Genomic DNA, 20,711 nt, shown 5'->3' with positions numbered 1-20,711 from the left:
TCGTTCGCGTGTCAGGACGGGTGCGCGGCCACCTCGGCGTCGGAAACCGGCGCCTCCGCCCGCTCTTCCTGCTGTTCGATGGCATCGGGCTCCAGCATGCCGTCGCTGTTCTTGATCTCGCGCATGAGCGTCCAGACGGCGATGAATAGCGCGGCGATCACCGGGCCGACGATGAAGCCGTTGAGCCCGAAGATCTGCAGGCCGGCCAGAGTGGCGATCAGCACCACGAAGTCGGGCATGCGCGTGTCGCGGCCGACCAGGATCGGACGCAGGATATTGTCGATCATGCCGATGACGAACAGGCCGCAGAAGGCCAGCACCGCTCCTTGCCACATGTGGCCGGTCGCCAGCAGATAGCCCGCCATGGGGACCCAGACGAGGCCGGTGCCGACGGCGGGCAGTAACGAGAAGAAGCCCATCATCACGCCCCAGAGCAGCGAGCCGTCGATCCCCAGCAGCGAGAAGATCACGCCGCCGACCAGGCCCTGCGCCACGGCGACCACGACCGTCCCCTTCATCGTCGCGCGCACCACGATCACGAAATTGCTCACCAGCCGGTCGCGCAAGTGCGGGCGCAAGGGCATGGCGTCCCGGATCAACCGTCCATAGCGGTCGCCGTCGCGCAGCAGGAAGAACGTGAGGTAGAGCATCACGCCCAAGGCCGCGAGAAAGCTCAGCGCACCCTGTCCCACCGAGAGGAGCCGGGCGGCAAGGCCTTGGAGTCCGTTGGCGATCCCGGCGCCGAACTGGCGGCGCAGGTTCTCGAAATCGGTGAGGCCGTAGCGGTCGATCAGGCGCTCCAGCGATTCGGGCAGGGCGGCGCGGACTTGCTCCAGCATGTGCGGGATGTCGATCTGGCCGCCGCGGACCTTTTCGTAGATCGTCGTGACTTCCTGGACGAGGCTGACCCCGAGCAGGATGGTGGGAATGATGAAGAGCGCGAGCAGCAGCAGCAGCATGAGGCCCGCCGCCAGGCTCTTGCGGCCGCCGAACCGGGTGGCCAGCTTCGCCGTGAGCGGCTGAAACAGGATCGCGGCCACTACGCCCCAGAGCACGGCGCCGAAGTAAGGCAGCAGCAGCCAGACGAAGGCCGCGGTAACGAGGATGACGAGAACGCCGAAGCCGTAGTCCTCGATGGTATAGGGGGGGCGTTCCGGTTGCTCCATGCCTGCCTCTTAGCATGATTCCCGCCGCGGCAAGGTCGCCGGCCGAGGTGACTGGATTTTTCACGAAGTCTGGGCAAGACAGGGTGCATCCTCCCATTCGAGAAGGAGCATTCCATCTTGCCGCATACCCTTTCGCGCGCCTTTGCCCTGCGCGCCGCCGTTCTCGCGCTCTCCTGCGCCGTCGTTCCGCTCTCCTCGGCCTTCGCCGCGGACGAAGCCGGGGCCGGACAGGCCGCCAAGACCTCCAAGGGTCCGGAGCGCGGCTTCACGCCTGACGACCTGTTCAAGCTTTCGGGCGTCACCGACCCGCAGATCTCGCCCGACGGCAGCCGGATCGCCTACGTTCGGGCTGCGGCCGATGTGATGACCGACAAGGTCGTACCCTCGATCTGGCTGGTCGATGCGGCAAGCGGCGTGCAGCGGCCGCTCGTGACCGGGGCGGGTGCCCATTTCTCGCCGCGCTGGTCGCCGGACGGCAAGCGCCTGGCCTTCGTTTCCAGCGACGGGACGGGCGCGCCGCAGCTTTACGTGCTCTGGCTGGATGGCGACGCCAAAGTGAAAGTGACGGGGCTGCCTGACAGCCCCGGCGCGCTGGCCTGGTCGCCGGACGGGCGCCAGATCGCCTATACCATGCGGGTTCCGGGAGAGGCGCCCAAGATGGGCGCGCAGCCCTCGCAGCGCCCCGAAGGCGCGCAATGGGCCGAGCCGCTGCAGGTGATCGACCGCGTGACATACCGTGCGGACGGCGGCGGCTATGCCCAGCCCGGCTACGACCACCTGTTTCTCGTATCGGCCGACGGCGGCGCGCCGCGCCAGCTGACTTTCGGAGACTTCGACGACGGCGGCCCGCTGTCGTGGACGCCGGACGGCAAGCGCGTGGTCTTCAGCGCCAACCGCCACGAGAACTGGCAGCGCGACATCAACAATTCCGAAGTCTATGCGCTCGACATCGCGAGCGGTGCGGTGACGGCGCTGACCAGCCGCAACGGCCCCGATGCCGGCGCGATGGTCTCGCCAGACGGCAAGCATATCGCCTACCTCGGCTATGACGACGTCAACCGGTCCTACGAGAATTCCGACCTCTACCTGATGAACAGCGACGGTTCGGGATCGCGGCTGCTGACCAAGGGGTTCGACCATTCGATCGACGCGGTGAACTGGTCCGGCAATTCCGCGATCATGATCCAGTATGACGATCATGCGAGGACGTATGTGGCCCGCGTCGGGCTGGACGGTTCGATGAAGACCGTGGTCGAGGGGCTCAGCCCCGGAGACCATTTCGACCGGCCCTATACGGGCGGTGCGTTCAGCGTCTCCGCCAATGGCCGCGTGGCCTATACCTCCGGCACAACCCAGCGCCCTGCCGACCTTTGGGTCAGCAATGGCGGGACCGGCCGCAAGCTGACGGACCTCAACGGCACCTGGATGGACGCCAAGGCCCTGGCGCCCGTGCGCAAGCTGGCGGTGACCGCGCCTGACGGCCGCGCGATCGACGCCTGGCTGGTGACGCCGCCGGGCCTGCCGGCAGGGCAGAAGGCGCCGCTGATCCTGGAAATCCATGGCGGCCCCAACACCGCTTATGCGCCGGGCTTCTCCACCGACTACCAGCTCTACGCGGCGCACGGCTACGCGGTGCTCTATACGAATCCGCGCGGCAGCACGTCCTACGGCGAGGCCTTCGCCAACCTGATCGACCGGGCCTATCCGGGAACCGATTACGACGACCTCATGGCCTCGGTCGACGCGGCGATTGCCGACGGGGTGGCCGATCCGGACAACCTCTTCGTCACCGGCGGATCGGGCGGCGGCGTGCTGACGGCCTGGATCGTCGGCAAGACGGATCGGTTCAAGGCGGCGGTGACGCAGAAGCCGGTCATCAACTGGATCAGCGAGGCGCTGACGATGGACGCCACGCCGTTCACCTCGCGCTACTGGTTCGACAAGAAGCCCTGGGAAGACCCCATGGAGTACTGGCGCCGCTCGCCGCTGAGCCTGGTGGGCAACGTCAAGACGCCGACGATGGTGGTGGTGGGCTCGGAAGATTTCCGGACCCCGGTGAGCGAGGCGGAGCAGTATTACGCCGCCTTGCAGATCCGGGGGGTGCCGACCGCGCTCGTCAAGGTGCCGGGCGCCAGCCATGGCGGCATTGCCGCGCGGCCTTCGCAATCGGCAGCCAAGGCGTCGGCGATCCTGGCCTGGTTCGACAAGTATCGGACCGACGGGCAGTCGGCCGCGCCGGAAGCCGGCGCGCCTAAGGGCGAGTAGCGGAAAGTTCGGCGGCGAGCTGGGCGACCAGCTCCGCCGCCGGCATCGAGCGGGATAGCGGCGCGCCCTGTCCCGCCCATTGCGCGCCGAACAGGGGTTCTCCCTGGGCCTTGGCGGCAGTGTTGAGCGCTTTACCGGCGTGATAGGTGCGCGGATAGGCAGGGACGGGCGGCAGGTCCGCGCGCTCCCCGAGTTCCGTGAAGCGGTTGGCAAGGCACCGGGCCGGACGGCCGGAGATCGCCCGCGTCATCACCGTATGCCGTGCCGCGTCGGAAGCAAGCAGGGCGCGATAACCGGCATCGGCGTTGCTCTCCGGACAGCCGACGAAGGCCGTGCCGAGCTGCGCGGCCACCGCGCCGAGATCGAGTGCGGCACGTATGCCCGCTCCGTCCATGATGCCGCCAGCCGCGACCACGGGCAGCTTGCCCCAAGCGGCCAGCAGGCGGACCAGCGCGAAAGTGCCGAGCCGATCGTCGGGCGCGGCGGGGTCGAACATGCCGCGATGGCCACCGGCCTCCCAGCCTTGCGCCACGAGTACGTCGATCCCCGCGCTGCGCGACAGTTCGGCTTCCGCCAGACTGGTGACGCTGCCGACGAGCAGGCAGCCAGCCTGCTTGAGCTTTTGGATCGTTGCGGCGTCCGGCAGGCCGAAATGGCAGCTGACCACGGCGGGCTTCGCTCCCAGCACAACTTCGAGCATCGCGGCATTACCGGCGAAGCTCTCGTAGATGGTCTCCAGTCCCGCGGGCGGCGCTGTGCCAAAGGCGGCAAAGCTGGGCGCGAGCGCCTCCAGCCATGCCGCTTCCACCGCCGGTTCGGCGGCGGGCGTTTCGTGAACGAAGAGATTGAGATTGAAAGGCCGCTGCGTGCGGCTGCGCAAGTCCGCGATCTGCCGTCGTGCCTCATCGGGGCCGATGGCGCCTAGCGCGAGCGAGCCGAGTGCCCCGGCGTTGCAGACGTCGGCGGCGAGAGCGGGCGTGGAAGTGCCCGCCATCGGCGCCTGTATCAGGGGAAGGGAGAGACCGAGGCGCGCGAGAAAATCCATGTCTGCTCGCGCGCCGTCCGGGCTTACTCTTCTTCGCCCGCCGGCTTGCTCTGCAGCTGGCAGTAGTTCTGGATGCCCATGCGGGCGATCATGTCGAACTGCTTTTCGAGGAAGTCGACGTGCTCTTCCTCGCTTTCGAGGATGCGGGCGAAAATTTCGCGGCTGACGAAGTCACGCACGGTCTCGCAGTGGGCGATGGCGTCCTTGAGCAGCGGAATCGCGTCGTATTCCAAGGCGAGGTCAGCCTTGAGCACTTCCTCGACGCTTTCGCCGATGCGCAGCTTGCCCAGCGCCTGGAAGTTCGGGAGACCTTCGAGATAGAGGATACGATCGGCCAGCACGTCGGCGTGCTTCATTTCGTCGATCGATTCGTGGCGTTCGTATTCCGCGAGCTTCTTGATGCCCCAGTTGTCCAGCATGCGGTAATGCAGCCAGTACTGGTTGATCGCGGTCAGCTCGTTGAAGAGCGCCTTGTTGAGAAAATCGATGACCTGCTGGTCGCCCTTCATGGGAGATGCTCCTGAATCTGTTCGGGCGGGTTTATGGCCCTTTCAGACCTGTAAGGCAAGCAGGCACGCGAAAACACCCGGCCGAGGCCAGGTGTAACCCGCCTTGTTGCAGGGTCAGGCTGCCGCGCTCAGGGGCGCGTCGGCGCTTGCCGATTCCTCGGCGATAATGTCTTCGGCTTCGTCCAGGCACTGTCCGCACTGCGGCGCATGTCCGAGAGCACCGTAAAGCGCGGTGGCATCGCCGCGGCAGCAGCGGGCTACGGTGCGCAGGTCGGTCTCACGAATGGCATTGCAGATGCAAACGTACATGGTGCGAATCCTCTTGAGGACCATAATATGCAACTGCAAATGGATCGCAATAGCGTTCTTCAACTTCCTATCAAGCCATTGCCTTACGGCGATTTTTAAGGCGTTTTTGTTCTACCAGGGATCGCCAGAGCAGTTCCAAAGGGCCTCTGCGATAGCGACTCAGCCAGGGTTCGCTCCACGCCAGCATCACCATCCAGCCGATAAGAACCAGCGCCCACTGGTCTGCCGGGCCGAGCTTTCCGAACAAGCCCAGGCCCCATCCGTAGAACAGTGCACACATGAGTAGGCTGGTGCCGATGTAATTGGTGAAGGCCACTTGCCCGGCCGCGATGATCCGCAGGCCCGCGCGGGTTTCGAGCAGGCGCGGCGTGGCCCATACGATCGCTGCGGCGTAACCAAGAGCCGTCAGCAGGTGGGCGGGCCAGAGTCCCGCGCCCAGCAGCATGGCCATCGCGATCGGCGGAAAATGGCGCGGCCAGGCCCAGGCGAGCACCAGCACGGTAAGCGCCAGGCCGGCCGCCGTCGCGCCGATCCGAAGCCGCCGCATCCACGGCTCCGGCCAATCGCCGCTGAAGAAGCCGCTGCGCATCAAAACGACGCCGACCAGCATCAGCGGCAGGACTTCGCTCCAGGCGTGGGCCGTCATGGTGAAAAGCCAGAACGGGTCGCCGCGCAGCTTGCCGAGTGCGATGTCCAGGAAACCGCCGTGGTAAAGCTGCGCCTGGGCGAAGTCGTTGGCATTGTAGAGGTCCAGGCGCGCCAGCACCTCGCGGTGCTGGCCGGCCGTAGCCGTGCCGATTCGCAAGGCTTCTTCCGCGCGCACCAGCGGAAGCATGGACCATAAGTCGATCACGGTGGCCGTGACGATCACGCCCGCCGCCAGGCCCAGCAACAAAGGGCAGGGCAGGCGGCGAACGAACAGCACGGCTATGCCGCAGCAGCCGTAGACGAACAGGATGTCCCCCCACCACAGCAGCCAGTAGTGCAATGTGCCGAACACCATGAGCCAGGCCAGGCGGCGGACCTGCAGCACGTCGCCCTCGCGCCCGGCTGCGTCCATGCGTTCGCACTGGAGGGCGATGCCCGCGCCGAACAGCATGGCGAAGAGCGCGCGCATCTTGCCTTCGAAGAACAGGAAGCCGACGGCCCATGCGGCTTCGTCGGCCATGCTGGCGTGGCCGGGAAAATCGGGCGTCAGCGCGCCGAGGCTGGGTCCGGCGAAGCCGGATATGTTGATGGTGAGGATCCCCATGACGGCAATGCCGCGCACCAGGTCGAGCGAGGCCAATCGGCCGCCTGTCCCGGACGGCGGCCGTGGCATCGACGCGCGTGCACCTGCCCGGGCACTCCGGCCCGCGATGGCTTTCAGCATTCCTGGTCTCCCTGAGAGGAAGACTAGGCGATCAGCCGTGGCGCGTCCACGACGACCTGCAAAGTAGGGGTATGACTACGAGGTGACGATGCATTCGTGACCGGAGGCTTTGAGCGCGCCGCAGGCGCGGTCGGCCTGCGCCTTGCTGGCGAAGCCCGCGGCATAGAGCTTGGTGAGCTTTCCGGCCGGTACGAGCTGGCGCTTGCTTCCCGTCATTTCCGGGCGCTTCGACAAGGAGGCCCAGAGCTTCTCCGCATTCCCGGGAACGCCGAAGGCGCCGAGTTGGAGGCGCCAGATGCCGCCGCTCGCCGCGGCCGGAGCAGGGCGCGGCGCGGCTTTCGGTTCCACAGGTTTCGGCGCAGGCGGGGGAGCGGGGCGGGCGACCGGCTGGGCGGCCGCGACTTTTGGCGGCGCCTTCGCGGCAGGCAAGGGCGCGCGGTCGGCCGGGCGCGCAATGGCGGGCAGGGTATAGTCGGCACCGGCGCGGGCGGGGCTGTCCGGGGCGTTGGCGATTCTCGTCGGCGTGGGCGCGCGCGGACCCGTTCCCAGCTCGGCCTCCGCGGTTTCGCGGGTGCGGGTCGCATCGGCCTGCGCAGTAAGCTGGGCGGCGAGCCCTACGCTTTTCTGACGGTCTGAGAGCGGAATATGCTCGTCCATCTGGGCAAGGGCATTGGCGGCCTGGGGCAGGCCTGCGCGCTGGGCCATGCTCACCAGGGCATAGGCCCGTACCCAGTCCTTCTCCACGATGTCGCCGTTGAAGTGCGCGACCCCCAGGATATATTCGGCCCGCGCGTCTCCGCGTGCGGCGGAACTGCGCAGATAGGGCATGGCTTTCTGGCGCTCTCCACGCTGGAACAGCATGAGGCCATAAGTGTCGGAAGCCTGGACATGGCCTTGCGCGGCGGCCTTGCCGTAAAGTTCTTCCGCCTTGCCAAGGTCTTCGGGAACGCCGCGCCCCATCTTGTAGGCCTGGGCCAGGTTGAACTGGGCGTCGGCATCGCCCTTGTCGGCCAGCGGGCGCCATTGCTGGACGGCGGCGGCGTAGTTTCCGGCGGACCAGGCCTCGACTCCTGCCTTCACGCCCCCGGACTTGACGTCTCCGGACTTCACCTCGGCCAGGGCAGGGGCAGCGGCAAGACTCGCAAGCGCGGCGGCCAGCCCGAGGTGCAGGGGGAGACATGATAGGGCGCTTCGATTTTTCCGCACGTCTGCTGGCCTCGATTTCCTGACTAAGGTCCGGACATGGTAAGCGAAGGCACTCACCGGATCATCCGGATATCCCGAAAGATGCCCATGGAAGGGCGAAATTCGCGTTAACTCCGATGGTAAACGAAAAATCCCGGACCTGGCGGAGGCGGCCAAGCAGCAAGTGCCTGAAACGGCGGCGGGGTTAACTCTAAATTAGGAACGATCTGCGATCCAGCCCTCTGTGAGAAACTGAATTTTCCGAGCCGCCGATCTTTCGGCGCGGGGTTCCTCAGGGGGTAACGGCTTTGCGCGTACTGGCATTGGCATCGCAGAAGGGTGGTTCGGGCAAGACCACGCTTTCCGGGCACCTCGCCGTGCAGGCGCAGCGCGCCGGCGCCGGGCCGGTCGTCCTGATCGACATCGATCCGCAAGGCTCGCTCGCCGATTGGTGGAACGAGCGTGAGGCCGACTATCCTGCTTTCGCCCAGACCACCGTGGCCCGCCTCTCCAGCGACCTTCAGGTCCTGCGCCAGCAAGGCTTCAAGCTGGCCGTGATCGATACGCCGCCCGCCATCACCATGGCAATCCAGAGCGTCATCTCGGTCTCGGAACTGATCGTGGTGCCGACGCGTCCCAGCCCGCACGACTTGCGCGCGGTGGGCGCCACCGTCGACCTTTGCGAACGCTCGGGCAAGCCGCTGATCTTCGTGGTCAACGCCGCCACCCCGAAAGCGCGCATCACGGCCGAGGCCGCCGTCGCGCTTTCCCAGCACGGCACCGTCGCTCCCGTCACGCTGCACCAGCGTACCGACTTCGCGGCGTCGATGATCGACGGCCGCACCGTCATGGAAGTCGATCCCAACGGTCGTTCCGCGCAGGAAGTGACCGCGCTGTGGAACTACGTTTCGGACCGCCTCGAACGCAATTTCCGCCGCACCGTCTTCTCGGCGCCGCAGTTGACCGGCCAGCCGATCATGCCCGGCGCGGCACGACCGATCGGTGGCTTCGGCCGCCGCGTGGCAGGATCCTGATCGTGACCGGCTTGAGCGAACACGGCTTTGCCTCGCTGACGCCCGGGCTGCTGGCCCGCAAGGGGCGCGCCCGCCCGGCGATGCGGCGCCAGGATGCCGTCAACCTCGGCGCCACGAGCCTTTCCGTCGCCGGTGCGCGGATGGAAGACCTTGGCTGGAACGACTGGGGCCAGAACGACGCGGTTCAAAACGATGCGGTCCAGAACGATCGGATCGAGCTGGTCGGACCGAGTGCCGAACTGCCCGCTTCGGCCCCCGCGCCCGACGTGCTGCGCCAGATCGACGAGCTTGCCCAGCGCCTCGGCCGCATGACCGTCCAGAGTCGCTCGGCCGCCGTCGAGGGGCGCCGTGCCGCCTTTACCCTGCGCCTCGATGCAGATCGTCACTTCCGGCTGAAGATGGCCGGCGTGCTGCTGAACCGCAGCGCGCAAGTGCTGGTTACCGAGGCGCTCGACAAATTCCTTTCCGAAATGCCGGAAATCGCCATGCCCGTCGGCGGGCGCAGCTGAGCCAGGGCCCGATCGATGCAACCCCTCAACTTCCGTGCCCGCAGCGCCGCTCTCGCGATCTGCACCGCGATGGCCGCGACGCTCCTGGTGAGCTGCGCAGGACAGGCGCCTTTCGCCCGCGCCGGTGCTTCGGCCGCCCCGGGTGAGCCGGGGGACAAGGATCTTGCCCGCGCGGAGCAGCGTGTCACCCGCTCGCCGCGCGATGCTTCGGCCCGAGCTGCGCTGGCCCAGACCTACCTCTCTGCCGGACGCTTCGATTCGGCCGCCACCACTTTCGAGGATGCCATTGCGCTGGGCGACCAGAGCCCGCGCACCGGCCTTGGCGCCGTGCTGGCCTATGTCGGCGCGGGTCGCGGGGCTGAGGCCATGGCCGTGCTCCAGCGCTTCCAGAACAAGCTGCCGGCCAGCGACTACGGTCTTGCCGTCGCTCTTGCCGGTCGTCCCGCCACTGGCGTGGATATCCTGACCGGCGTCGTTCGCGGCGGTGACAATACGCCCAAGGCGCGCCAGAACCTGGCCTATGCCTATGCCCTTGACGGCCGGTGGCGCGAGGCCCGCCTGATCGCCTCGCAGGACGTTCCGGCCGACCAGCTCGACGGCCGTCTTGGTGAATGGGCGCGTGCAGCCCGCCCGGACCAGTCGCAGGCGCGGATCGCCGGCCTGATCGGTGCGCCGCTGCGCGCCGATCCGGGGCAGCCTGCGATGCTCGCGCTCAACGCTCCTGCCGCTTCGCCGCGGATGGCCATGGCCGAAGCGCCCGCAGCGGCTTCGCCCGAAGCGGAACTTCCGCCCGTTCAAACCGGCGAAACTTTCTGGGGTGCGAACCAGCCCGAAGAGATCCAGCCGGTTTCTCCGGCGCCTGCGCCCATGCCGGCTGCCCGAGTCGCCGCGCCGGTGCGTGTGGCCACCGCGCCTCCGGTTCGTCCGGTGGCGGCGGCCAAGCCGCAGGCCGTTCCGGCCAAGGCCTTGATTTCGGCTACGCATCTCGTCCAGCTCGGCTCGTTCCGGACCATGGACGGCGCCAAGCGGGCCTGGGGAATTTTTCAGTCGCGCAACCCGGCCCTTCGGGGGCATGATTTGCGGATTACCGAGGCGAAAGTGAACGGCCAGACTTACTACCGCGTCGCGGCGGGCGGTTTCGACCAGCGTGCGGCCCAGTCCGTCTGCGCCAGCGTTCGGCAGGGCGGCAATCCCTGCCTTGCCTATGCGCAGCAACGGCCGCTACCCGGCGGCGTCGGTGCGAATCAGATGCGCCGCGCCGAGCTTTAGAGTTTCCGCGGGGGCTTTGCCCCTCGCACTTGAGTTCCATGTGAACCTAAACGGCTCCTGTCTTCGGACAGGGGCCGTCTTTTTTGGTTTCAGGGAAGTTAAAAAAGTGAAAGCAGCGGCCGGTCAGGCGCTCTTCGCGATGCCACCAGAACGCCTGCCGGGGCCACAAAGGGGCGGCAGACGGACATATTCCGCGAGAAATGGAGGGTCGGCGGAGGGGGCAGGGGTCATCTGCCCCTGCCATCACGCGACTGCTTACTTGGCCTTTACAGCGACCCCGCCCTTGAACAGCGCCAGCACGCGGCCTTGGACGGGCTGCTTGTCGAACGGCGTGTTGCCGGCGGCAGCGGCCATCTTGTCCGAATCGACGATCCACGGCCGATCGGCGTCGATCACGGCAATGTCCGCCTCGGCGCCCACTTCGAGCTTGCCCGCATTGACGCCGAGCAGCTTCGCAGGGTTGGTCGCGATCAGTTCGAAGGCGCGGGAGAGCGAGATCACGCCGTCGCGCACGAGGTTCATCGTCAGCGGCAGCAAGGTCTCGGCGCCGGCCATGCCCGGCGCGGAATCCGCGAAGGGCAGGCGCTTGTCCTCAGGGCCGCGCGGATCGTGACCCGAGGCGACGACGTCGATCGTGCCGTCCCCGATCGCCGCGATCACGGCCTTGCGGTCGTCCTCCGAGCGCAGCGGAGGCGAAAGATGCGCGAAAGTGCGGAAGCCCGCCAGCGCGAGGTCGGAGAGCATGAAGTAGGCAGGCGTGACGCCGGCCGTGACCTTGAGCCCCCTGTCCTTGGCGCGGCGCACGAGGTCCAGTCCTCTTGCGGTCGTCACCTTGCGGAAGTGGATGGCCGCGCCGGCCAGTTCGGCCAGGGCGATATCGCGCGAGATGGCGAGGGCTTCGGCTTCGGCAGGCGCGGACGGCAGGCCCAGGCGGGTGGCCATTTCGCCGGAAGTGGCGACGGCCTTGCCGGTGATTCCCGCATCTTCCGGATGGGCCAGCACGACCATGCCGAGCATCCCGGTATATTGGAGCAGGCGTAGCATGGTGCCCGAATCGGCGATCCACTGGCGCCCGGTGGTCACGGCCTTGGCGCCCGCGTCGCGCATGAGTGCGATCTCGGCGAGTGCCTTGCCTTCGAGGTTCTGGGTCGCCGCGGCGAGCGGATGGACCCAGAGGTCCGGCTTGCCCGATTGCGCCGCGAAGCGCACGCGCGCCGGCACGTCGAGCGGCGGGTTCTGGTCAGGCATGAGCGCCGCGCGGGTGATGCCGCCGAAGTGGAAGGCGGGCTTGTCGATGGCGAAGACGCCGATGTCGACGAGGCCGGGGGCGATCAGCCGGCCGCGGGCGTCGTGAACTTCGTCGCCCGGCTGGGGCGTGACGTCAGCGCCGACGGCGGTGATGAAGCCGCCTTCGCTGCGCAGCGCGCCCGGGGCGATGGTGCCATCGGGCAGTACCAGCTGGCCGCCGGTCACGGTGAGGGGGGTATTGTTGCTCATGCCCGGGCCTCCCCAGCCCATCCGGGCATTCCGCGCCCTCGTCGGGTCAGGACATCGAGGCAGGCCATGCGCATGGCCACGCCCATTTCGACCTGGGTGGTGATCTGCGAGCGGCCGACGAGATCGGCGACATTGCTGTCGATCTCGATGCCGCGGTTCATCGGGCCGGGATGCATGACCAGGGCATTGCCTTCCGCCTTGGCGAGACGGTCGAGCGAGAGGCCGTAGAGATGGCGATATTCGCGCGGCGAGGGGATGAACTGGCCTTCCATGCGTTCGAGCTGAAGGCGCAGCATCATCACCACGTCGGCGCCCTTCAGCGCGGCATCGAAATCGTGGAAGACCTTGACGCTCATGCGCTCGATATCGGCGGGCAGCAGGGCCGGCGGTGCGCAGACGCGGACTTCGGCACCCAGCGAATTGAGCGCCAGGATGTTGGAGCGGGCGACGCGGCTGTGCAGGATGTCGCCGCAGATCGTCACGCGCAGGCCGTTGAAGGCACGCTTGGCCTGGCGGATGGTGAGCGCGTCGAGCAGGGCCTGCGTCGGGTGCTCGTGCTGGCCGTCACCGGCATTGAGCACCGGGCAGTCGACGAGGTTCGAGATCAGGTGCACGGCGCCCGAGCTGGCGTGGCGAATGACGATGGCGTCCGCGCGCATGGCGTTCAGCGTCATCGCCGTGTCGATCAGGGTTTCGCCCTTCTTCACGCTCGAATTCGCCACCGCCATGTTGACGACGTCGGCGCCGAGGCGCTTGCCCGCGATCTCGAAGCTCAGCAGCGTGCGCGTCGAATTCTCGAAGAAGGCATTGATGATCGTCAGGCCGGAGAGCAGGTCGCGCCGCTTCTGCGTGCCGCGGTTGAGGTCGACCCATTGCTGGGCCTCGTCCAGCAGGAACATGATCTCGTGCGGGGCCAGGCCGCCGATGCCCACGAGGCTGCGGTGCGGGAAGGCTGCGGAGCCTTCCGGATATGTGAATTCTGGAGCTGTCATCGAAGACAAGGCCTTAGGCTCGGCTCGGAGTCGGCTCAAGGTGTTTTTAGCGCCAAGGCGGATCTTATGGGCACGCGCCCTTTCGCATGGGCAGGAGACCGGATTGGCCGATGGTGCCCTCGCTATGGCCGCGCCCGGATAAGGGCGTTATGGCAGGGGATCGAAAGGCTGGTGAATTCATGACGTTCGCGCGCAAGATCTGGAAGCTGCTGGTGGGCGTGAAAGATGCCCTGGCCTTGATTTTCCTGCTGTTGTTCTTCGCGCTGCTCTATGCCGCGCTTTCATCGCGCCCTTCGCCGGGCAAGATCGTGGACGGGGCCTTGCTGCTCGAACTCGATGGCAACATCGTCGAGGAGAAGAGCAACGTCGATCCGCTCAGCCTGCTGATGAGCACGGAATCAACCTCGAGCGAGTTCCAGGCCCGCGATCTTGAACGCGCCCTGCGTCTGGCCGCCAGGGATTCGCGGATCAAGGCCGTGGTGCTGGACATGTCGCGCTTCCTGGGCGGCGGCATGGTGCATATCGAGGAAATCGGCAAGGCGCTCGACGAAGTGCGCAAGGCGGGCAAGCCGGTGCTGACGTTCGCGAACGCCTACGCCGATGACGGCGTGCAGCTGGCTTCCCACGCCAGCGAGGTCTGGGTCGATCCGATGGGCGGCGCCTTCGTGGCGGGCCCGGGCGGCAACCAGGTCTATTTCAAGGGATTGCTCGACCGCTTCAAGGTCAATGCCCACGTCTATCGCGCCGGCACCTACAAGAGCTTCGTCGAACCCTATCTCCGCAACGACATGTCGCCGGCCGCGCGCGAAGCCTATCAGGACATCTACGGCGCGCTGTGGAGCGGCTACAAGGCCGACATCCAGCGGGCCCGACCCAAGGCCCGGCTCGACCAGATGACCGGTGATCCGATGGCCTGGTCGCAGGCGTCGGGAGGCGACTTCGCGCAGGGCGCCAAGGCCGCCGGCCTGGTGGACCGCATCGGCGACATCACCGAATTCCGCAATCGCGTGGCCGAGGTTGCCGGGAAGGATGAGAACGGCGACCTGCCCTTCAAGGCGAATCGCCTGGCCGCATGGCTTGCCGCCAATCCCGAGAAGGGTGAGGGCGCGAAGATCGGCGTCATCACCGTGGCCGGGGAGATCGTCGACGGCGATGCCGGTCCCGGACAGGCGGGGGGCGATCGGATTGCCGACCTGCTGGACGACAATATCGACGAAGGCTTCAAGGCCCTGGTCGTCCGCGTCGATTCGCCGGGTGGCTCGGCCATGGCGGCCGAACGCATCCGCCGTGCCATAGACCGCTACAAGGCGCGCAAGATCCCCATCGTCGTATCGATGGGCAACATGGCGGCAAGCGGCGGTTACTGGGTATCCACCCCCGGTCAGCAAGTCTTCGCGCAGCCCGAGACGATCACCGGTTCGATCGGCGTCTTTGCAGTTGTCCCCAGCTTCGAGAAGACATTGGCCGACTACGGCGTCACCAGCGACGGGGTGAAGACCACGGCGCTTTCCGGCCAGCCTGACATTCTCGGCGGCTTCACGCCTGAAGTGGAAGGCATGCTCCAGGCCTCTGTCGACAATACCTACCGCAAGTTCGTGGGCATTTCCGCCGCGGCGCGAAAGATGACGCCCGAGAAGCTCGATTCGATCGCTCAGGGCCGGGTCTGGCCAGGGCAGGAAGCGCTGCGGATCGGTCTGGTGGACAAGATCGGCAATCTCGACGCGGCGCTGGCAGAAGCGGCTCGTCTCGGCGGCGTCGGGAACGGCAAGTATCAGGCGGTCTACCTGAAGGACGAGACGGATTCGTTCTCGAAATTCCTGGGCGGGCTGACATCGGATTCCGAAGGACAATCCGCCGCCGCCCTCGATTTCGCCAGCTTTACGGCGCTGCGCCGCCAGCAGCAGTTCGCTCGCGTGACGGAGCAGGTCAGCGCGATGTTCACGGCGCGCGGAACCCAGGCCTATTGCATGGAATGCCCGATCGTTCCGGGCCGGACCAGGCCGAACGATTTGCGCGAACTCTCGGCTCTGGAAAGCCTGGCGCACTGGCTGGGCAAGGACTGAGCAGCAAAAAAGGCGCCGTGTTCCTTCCCGGGGATGGAACGCGGCGCCTGAATTTCCTGAATGGAATCAGTCAGGTGGTGGAAGTTCGACCGGGCCTCTTTCAGGGCGGTCGAAATCGGGTCCGGTCTCGGGAATTTCCGTGGGGGCCGTGGGTTCGTTCGGGTCGCTCGGGGGTACCGGAGTCTCGGGGGGAGTGTCGCCGGGGTTGTCGGCAGGCTGGGTTGCCATGTTCGCCTCTCTCTTGCTGATGCTGTTGCAACCCGTGGCGGAGAGGCTTGGTTGCATGGCCGGTGCAGGCCGACTGGCGCATCGGTTCTTCGCATGCGATGCCGTCGCGGCGGGCCGGAACGCCGCAGCGGATCCGTGCGCGACTTGCTCCGGTGCGACTCGCGGCGCTTGCCCTTTTCCGCGTGTCCTTATAAGGGCACGTCCCTTGAGTTTCAGGCTTGATCTTTGCGGGCGTGGCGGAATGGTAGACGCGCTGGTTTTAGGTACCAGTATCGAAAGATGTGGGGGTTCGAGTCCCTTCGCCCGCACCATTACGCCGCCCTGGGGGAGATGAGTCGCGAGAATTGGCCCCGTAAGGCCCGTTGAATTGCACAGGAAGGCATTTGAAATGCAGATCGTCGAAACCACCAACGAAGGCCTGAAGCGCGCCTACACGGTGACCATTCCCGCCAAGACCATCACGGCCCGCGTCGAAGGCGAAATCAAGAAGATCGCGCCGCAGGTGAAGATGCCCGGCTTCCGCGCCGGCAAGGTTCCCGCCAATCTCGTCAAGAAGATGCACGGCGAAGCGATCCACCAGGACGCGCTGAACGCGACCATCCGCGAAGCCATGGACAAGCTGGTCGCCGACCACGCCCTGCGCCCCGCGATGAACCCCGACGTCGCTCTCGGCGAAGGTTACGAGCAGGGCAAGGACGCCGAGCTGACCGTCAGCCTGGAAGTGCTGCCGACGATCGCTGCGCCCTCGCTGGACGGCCTCAAGCTTGAGAAGCTGGTCGTGCCCGTCGCCGAAGACGCCGTGACCGAAGCGGTCGAGCGCATTGCCTCGCAGCAGCAGCGTTTCGAGACCAAGGACGGTGCGGCCGAAGACGGCGACCAGGTGATCATCGACTTCACCGGCAAGCTCGACGGCGTCGAGTTCGAAGGCGGCAAGGCCGAGAAGGCTCCGCTGGTGATCGGTGCCGGTCGCTTCATCCCCGGTTTCGAAGAGCAGCTCGGCGGCATCAAGGCCGGTGAAGAGCGCACCATTACCGTGACCTTCCCCGAGGACTACCAGGCCGCGAACCTCGCCGGCAAGGAAACCACCTTCGACATCGTCGCGCACGAAGTGAAGGCGCCTGCCGAATCGAAGATCGACGACGATTTCGCCAAGGAACTGGGCCTCGAGAGCCTCGAACAGCTCCAGGGCCTGCTCAAGGGCCAGCTTGAGCAGGAAACTGCCGGCCTGACCCGCACCGCGATGAAGCGCCAGCTGCTCGACCAGCTTGCCGCCGGTCATGACTTCGACGTGCCGCCGACCATGGTGGAAGCCGAATTCTCGCAGATCTGGCAGCAGCTCACGCACGAAGCCAGCCACGAGGAAGACCCCGCGGCCGCTCTCGCCGAGATCGAAGCCGAGAAGGACGACTACCGCAAGATCGCCGAGCGCCGCGTGCGTCTGGGCCTGCTCCTGTCGGAAATCGGCCAGGCCAACAGCGTCGAAGTGACCGCCCAGGAAATGCAGATGCTGGTCTCGCAGGCCGCTCAGCAGTACCGTCCGGAAGATCGCCAGCGCTTCTTCGAATATGTCCAGCAGGACCCGATGATGGCCGCCCAGCTGCGCGCCCCGCTCTACGAAGACAAGGTCGTCGACTTCCTGATCGAGAAGGCTGACGTCACCGAGCGTGAAGTGACCCGCGACGAACTGCAGGCCGCTATCGAAGCCGACACCGACGGCGACAAGCCGGCGGAAGCCAAGAAGGCTCCGGCCAAGAAGGCCCCGGCCAAGAAGGCAGCTGCCAAGAAGGAAGACGCTGCGGAAGACGCCGCTGCCGACGCCGACGAAGCCGCTGCCGAGGAAAAGCCGAAGAAGGCTCCCGCCAAGAAGGCTGCCGCCAAGAAGACCGAGGAAGCCGCTGAAGGCGAGGCGGAAGCCAAGCCCGCCAAGAAGGCTCCCGCCAAGAAGGCAGCTGCCAAGAAGGACTGATCCTTCTTTCAGGCTGATGCGCGAAGCGGCCCGGTGCAGAGATTGCGCCGGGCCGTTTTCTTATCGAGGATGGAGAATGTTATCCCACATCCCATCCGCGTTAGATCGTTAAAGCCCTTGAACATCGGCGAAGGGCACGCGACATAGGCGGTCCAAACCAGAAGAGGACTCCCATGCTCGACCTGTTTGGCGCCGCGGGCGCCCAAGGAAAGTTCACTACCGATCCCGTGACCGGCGCGCTGGTGCCGATGGTCGTCGAGCAGACCAGCCGCGGTGAGCGCAGCTTCGACATCTACTCGCGCCTCCTGCGCGAGCGCATCGTTTTCATCACCGGCCAGGTCGAAGACCACATGGCCTCGCTGATCGTTGCGCAGCTTCTGTTCCTCGAGTCGGAAAATCCCTCGAAGGACATCTCGATGTACATCAACTCGCCGGGCGGCGTGGTGACGGCCGGCATGGCCATCCACGACACCATGCAGTACATCAAGCCGCGCGTCTCCACGGTCTGCATCGGCCAGGCCGCCTCGATGGGCAGCTTCCTGCTCGCCGCCGGTGAGCCAGGCATGCGCATCGCGCTGCCGAACGCCCGCATCATGGTGCACCAGCCTTCGGGCGGCGCGCAGGGCATGGCGTCCGACATCGAGATCCAGGCGCGCGAGATCCTGCGGATGCGCAAGCGCCTCAACGATCTCTACGTGAAGTACACCGGCAAGTCGCTCGACGAGATCGAGAAGGCGATGGACCGCGACACCTTCCTCGAAGCCGAGGAAGCGCTGGCGTTCGGCCTCGTCGACAAGGTCTTCGAAACGCGGCCCGACGGCGACAAGCCGACCGAAGCCTGAGCATGACCGCAAGGTCGGGGCTCCAACGGAGTCCCGACCTTCAGTCCTTTGCAACGGTTGCGGGGATACCCATATCGGTCTCAGGATTGCAAAACCGGCCCCGTCCAAGGTAGACTCGACGAGTCGCCTCGAATGGGCCTAAAGACGGAAAATGACGAAATTGAGCGGATCTGACGCGAAAAGCACCCTCTACTGCAGCTTCTGCGGCAAGTCGCAGCACGAAGTGCGCAAGCTGATCGCGGGACCCACGGTCTTCATCTGCGACGAATGCGTCGAGCTTTGCAACGACATCATTCGCGAAGAGACCAAGGCCGGGATCGCGGGCAAAAAGGACGGCGGCGTGCCGTCTCCCCGCGAAATCTGCGAGACGCTGAACGACTACGTGATCGGGCAGGAACGCGCGAAGCGTGTTCTGTCGGTGGCGGTGCACAACCACTACAAGCGGCTGAAGCACAGCGGCAAGCAGGGCGACGTGGAACTGTCCAAGTCGAACATCCTGCTCGTGGGTCCCACGGGTTCGGGCAAGACGCTGCTCGCGCAGACGCTCGCCAAGACCTTCGACGTGCCGTTCACCATGGCCGACGCCACCACGCTGACCGAAGCCGGTTACGTGGGCGAGGACGTGGAGAACATCATCCTCAAGCTGCTCCAGGCTTCCGACTACAATGTCGAGAAGGCGCAGCACGGCATCGTCTACATCGACGAAATCGACAAGATCAGCCGCAAGGCCGAGAACCCGTCGATCACGCGCGATGTTTCGGGCGAGGGCGTGCAGCAGGCGCTGCTGAAGCTGATGGAAGGCACGACCGCTTCGGTTCCGCCGCAGGGCGGCCGCAAGCACCCGCAGCAGGAATTCCTGCAGGTGGACACGACCAACATCCTGTTCATCTGCGGTGGTGCCTTCGCAGGTCTTGAGAAGATCATCGCCGACCGCCTTCAGAAGCGCTCGATCGGTTTCGGCGCGCATGTCGCCGATCCGGACAAGCGCCGCGTGGGCGAACTGCTCCAGAAGGCGGAGCCGGAAGATCTGCTCAAGTTCGGCCTGATCCCCGAGTTCGTCGGCCGCCTGCCGGTGATCGCGACCCTGAACGACCTCGACATCGAGGCGCTGGTCAAGATCCTGAAGGAGCCGCGCAACGCGCTGATCAAGCAGTATGCGAAGCTGTTCGACCTTGAAGACGTGGAACTGACGTTCACCGACGAGGCGCTCGAAGCGATTGCCCAGAAGGCCATCGACCGCAAGACCGGCGCACGCGGCCTGCGCTCGATCGTGGAAGGGCTGCTGCTCGACACCATGTTCGACCTGCCGACCGAAGGCGATATCGCCGAAGTCGTCGTCGATAAGGACGTGGTCGAAGGCCGCAAGGAGCCGGTTCGCGTGCTCAAGGGCGACAAGGCCGAGGCCGCAGCCTGATCCCTGCGAAGCAGGTGCAGACGAAAAAGGCCCGTCCGGTTCTCCCGGGCGGGCCTTTTCGTTGCCCGGAACGTGCCGGTCAGGTCTGACCATGCTCCGGTGTGGGGCGATGACGCGATACCTCTTCGTCTGCAGCCGCAACAAGTTGCAAGGGAACTCGTCCGTTGGGCCGATGTGATCGTGGTCATGGAAAAGGTTCATCGGCGTAAAGTGCAGCAGACCTTCCGGCGCCGCCTCAACCGGCAACGCATGATCTGCCTCGACATTCCCGACGACTATGCCTTCATGGATCCCGACCTGGCCCTCTTGCTGGAAACCAGGATGGCGCGCCATCTTTCTCACCTGCCGATGCATCACGACGAGTGAGGCTCGGAAGGACCGGGGCCGAAAGGCGGACCTTAGGCTCAGTCCTCGCCCACGGGACGCGGCGGCCCCATCGTACCGCGGGCGCCCGGACCCATCCGTCCGCGCCGACCTTGCGGAACCGGATCGCCCTTCTTGATCGTGCGCAAGGCAACGCCGTCGCGGGTAATCGTCGTCGATTGGGCGTCCGTGGCCTTGAGCAGCCAGCCCTTGTCGCTCTGCACCCAGGTGTCGCGTGAGAGCGACGTGGTGCCGAACGTATGCATTTCTCCGTCGCGCCCCTGGCGCTTGTCGCTGGCGACTTGCTGCTGGACGACCTCAACGGTCTTGCCGTTGACGGTCACCGACTGGATGGTCGTCTTCGACGTGCGATCCGGATCGACGGGGATTTTCGCGAGCCCTGCGATCAGTTCGTCCGCGCTCATCTTGTTCTCGCCCAGGTCCGTGCGGACGAAATCGCCGGCGAGCAGGGGCTTGATGCGGTCTGCCTCGCGGCTGTCCATCGCGGCGCGAAGCTGCTCGTAGCGAGCCTCGATATCGCTCCTGGTGTCGGCCTGGGCCAGTCCCGGGACGAAGGCCCAGCCGAGGGCCAGGGAGAGCAGGAGGCGGGTAGAGGGTTTGCGGGTCATGTCGATCGTGTCCCCATGTCGCGGGTGGAGCAGTGGCTGGTGCAAAGTCCTAGC

At 66.1% G+C, this 20,711-nt stretch carries 18 protein-coding genes and 1 tRNA gene; 10 read left to right on the top strand and 9 right to left on the bottom strand.

Translation table 11 applies throughout. From position 1 onward, the window contains the following. Nucleotides 1–11: 11 nt before the first annotated feature. On the bottom strand, nt 12–1,166 hold the full coding sequence (locus EDF57_RS16135) for an AI-2E family transporter (RefSeq protein ID WP_132262018.1): 1,155 nt from the start codon (nt 1,164–1,166) through the stop codon (nt 12–14). 117 nt (nt 1,167–1,283) lie between these two features. Between EDF57_RS16135 and EDF57_RS16130 the strand changes: the two genes are divergently transcribed. After that, nucleotides 1,284–3,431, top strand: a complete 2,148-nt coding sequence (locus EDF57_RS16130) for a S9 family peptidase (protein ID WP_243841100.1) — start codon at nt 1,284–1,286, stop codon at nt 3,429–3,431. Here EDF57_RS16130 and EDF57_RS16125 read toward each other — a convergent pair. The 5 genes from EDF57_RS16125 to EDF57_RS16105 all read right to left on the bottom strand — a co-directional run bounded on the left by EDF57_RS16125 (nt 3,418) and on the right by EDF57_RS16105 (nt 7,785). Further along, entirely contained in the window at nt 3,418–4,476 is a 1,059-nt protein-coding gene (locus EDF57_RS16125) for a nitronate monooxygenase (protein ID WP_134095017.1), read from the bottom strand. The genes EDF57_RS16130 and EDF57_RS16125 overlap by 14 nt on opposite strands. A gap of 23 nt (nt 4,477–4,499) precedes the next feature. Continuing rightward, on the bottom strand, nt 4,500–4,985 hold the full coding sequence (gene bfr, locus EDF57_RS16120) for a bacterioferritin (protein WP_132262021.1): 486 nt from the start codon (nt 4,983–4,985) through the stop codon (nt 4,500–4,502). A 114-nt stretch (nt 4,986–5,099) separates the two neighbouring features. Further along, nucleotides 5,100–5,294: a ferredoxin gene (locus EDF57_RS16115; protein ID WP_132264026.1), complete on the bottom strand. Its 195-nt coding sequence runs from the start codon at nt 5,292–5,294 to the stop codon at nt 5,100–5,102. A gap of 70 nt (nt 5,295–5,364) precedes the next feature. Further along, nucleotides 5,365–6,582: a DUF418 domain-containing protein gene (locus EDF57_RS16110; RefSeq protein ID WP_243841099.1), complete on the bottom strand. Its 1,218-nt coding sequence runs from the start codon at nt 6,580–6,582 to the stop codon at nt 5,365–5,367. Between the two features lie 159 nt (nt 6,583–6,741). Next, complete coding sequence (locus EDF57_RS16105; RefSeq protein WP_243841125.1) at nt 6,742–7,785, bottom strand: SPOR domain-containing protein; 1,044 nt, start codon at nt 7,783–7,785, stop codon at nt 6,742–6,744. A gap of 374 nt (nt 7,786–8,159) precedes the next feature. Between EDF57_RS16105 and EDF57_RS16100 the strand changes: the two genes are divergently transcribed. Genes EDF57_RS16100 through EDF57_RS16090 form a run of 3 tightly spaced genes read left to right on the top strand, consistent with a single transcriptional unit; the run spans nt 8,160 to nt 10,663 of the window. Further along, the gene (locus EDF57_RS16100; RefSeq protein ID WP_132262023.1) at nt 8,160–8,885 is read left to right on the top strand and encodes a ParA family protein; all 726 of its coding nucleotides are present in this window, start codon (nt 8,160–8,162) and stop codon (nt 8,883–8,885) included. Between the two features lie 2 nt (nt 8,886–8,887). Then, nucleotides 8,888–9,394 (top strand): hypothetical protein, encoded by a 507-nt coding sequence (locus EDF57_RS16095; protein ID WP_243841098.1) that lies wholly within the window; start codon nt 8,888–8,890, stop codon nt 9,392–9,394. A gap of 15 nt (nt 9,395–9,409) precedes the next feature. After that, nucleotides 9,410–10,663 carry an SPOR domain-containing protein gene (locus EDF57_RS16090; RefSeq protein WP_243841097.1) on the top strand — a complete coding sequence of 418 codons (1,254 nt, stop codon included), beginning with the start codon at nt 9,410–9,412 and terminating at the stop codon, nt 10,661–10,663. 255 nt (nt 10,664–10,918) lie between these two features. Here the strand turns inward: EDF57_RS16090 and EDF57_RS16085 are convergent, their stop codons facing one another. Together EDF57_RS16085 and EDF57_RS16080 are read right to left on the bottom strand one after the other, a co-directional pair. Then, a complete protein-coding gene (locus EDF57_RS16085; protein ID WP_134095016.1) occupies nt 10,919–12,160 on the bottom strand; it encodes a dihydroorotase in 1,242 nt (413 codons plus the stop codon). Further along, a complete protein-coding gene (locus tag EDF57_RS16080; RefSeq protein ID WP_132262027.1) occupies nt 12,157–13,152 on the bottom strand; it encodes an aspartate carbamoyltransferase catalytic subunit in 996 nt (331 codons plus the stop codon). Before EDF57_RS16080 ends, EDF57_RS16085 begins: the two co-directional genes overlap by 4 nt. Before the next feature lie 179 nt (nt 13,153–13,331). On the opposite strand from EDF57_RS16080, the gene sppA reads away from it, so the two are divergent. The 6 genes from sppA (at nt 13,332) to EDF57_RS16050 (ending at nt 20,031) form a co-directional block, all read left to right on the top strand. Beyond that, on the top strand, nt 13,332–15,215 hold the full coding sequence (gene sppA / locus EDF57_RS16075; protein WP_134095015.1) for a signal peptide peptidase SppA: 1,884 nt from the start codon (nt 13,332–13,334) through the stop codon (nt 15,213–15,215). A gap of 455 nt (nt 15,216–15,670) precedes the next feature. Then, nucleotides 15,671–15,754, top strand: a tRNA-Leu gene (locus EDF57_RS16070). A 77-nt stretch (nt 15,755–15,831) separates the two neighbouring features. Then, nucleotides 15,832–17,409: a trigger factor gene (gene tig / locus EDF57_RS16065; protein ID WP_134095014.1), complete on the top strand. Its 1,578-nt coding sequence runs from the start codon at nt 15,832–15,834 to the stop codon at nt 17,407–17,409. A 173-nt stretch (nt 17,410–17,582) separates the two neighbouring features. After that, a complete protein-coding gene (gene clpP, locus EDF57_RS16060) occupies nt 17,583–18,251 on the top strand; it encodes an ATP-dependent Clp endopeptidase proteolytic subunit ClpP (protein ID WP_132262031.1) in 669 nt (222 codons plus the stop codon). Nucleotides 18,252–18,402: 151 nt separating this feature from the next. Next, a complete protein-coding gene (gene clpX, locus EDF57_RS16055) occupies nt 18,403–19,665 on the top strand; it encodes an ATP-dependent Clp protease ATP-binding subunit ClpX (protein WP_132262033.1) in 1,263 nt (420 codons plus the stop codon). A gap of 99 nt (nt 19,666–19,764) precedes the next feature. Beyond that, the gene (locus EDF57_RS16050) at nt 19,765–20,031 is read left to right on the top strand and encodes a hypothetical protein (protein WP_243841096.1); all 267 of its coding nucleotides are present in this window, start codon (nt 19,765–19,767) and stop codon (nt 20,029–20,031) included. A 38-nt stretch (nt 20,032–20,069) separates the two neighbouring features. Here the strand turns inward: EDF57_RS16050 and EDF57_RS16045 are convergent, their stop codons facing one another. Next, nucleotides 20,070–20,657: a nuclear transport factor 2 family protein gene (locus EDF57_RS16045; protein WP_166675297.1), complete on the bottom strand. Its 588-nt coding sequence runs from the start codon at nt 20,655–20,657 to the stop codon at nt 20,070–20,072. Between the last annotated feature and the right edge of the window lie 54 nt (nt 20,658–20,711).

Source organism: Novosphingobium sp. PhB55, from assembly GCF_004368805.1.
GTDB lineage: Bacteria > Pseudomonadota > Alphaproteobacteria > Sphingomonadales > Sphingomonadaceae > Novosphingobium.
The sequence above is the reverse complement of the archived record's forward strand: the minus strand, read 5'-3'. Positions and strand labels throughout refer to the sequence as shown.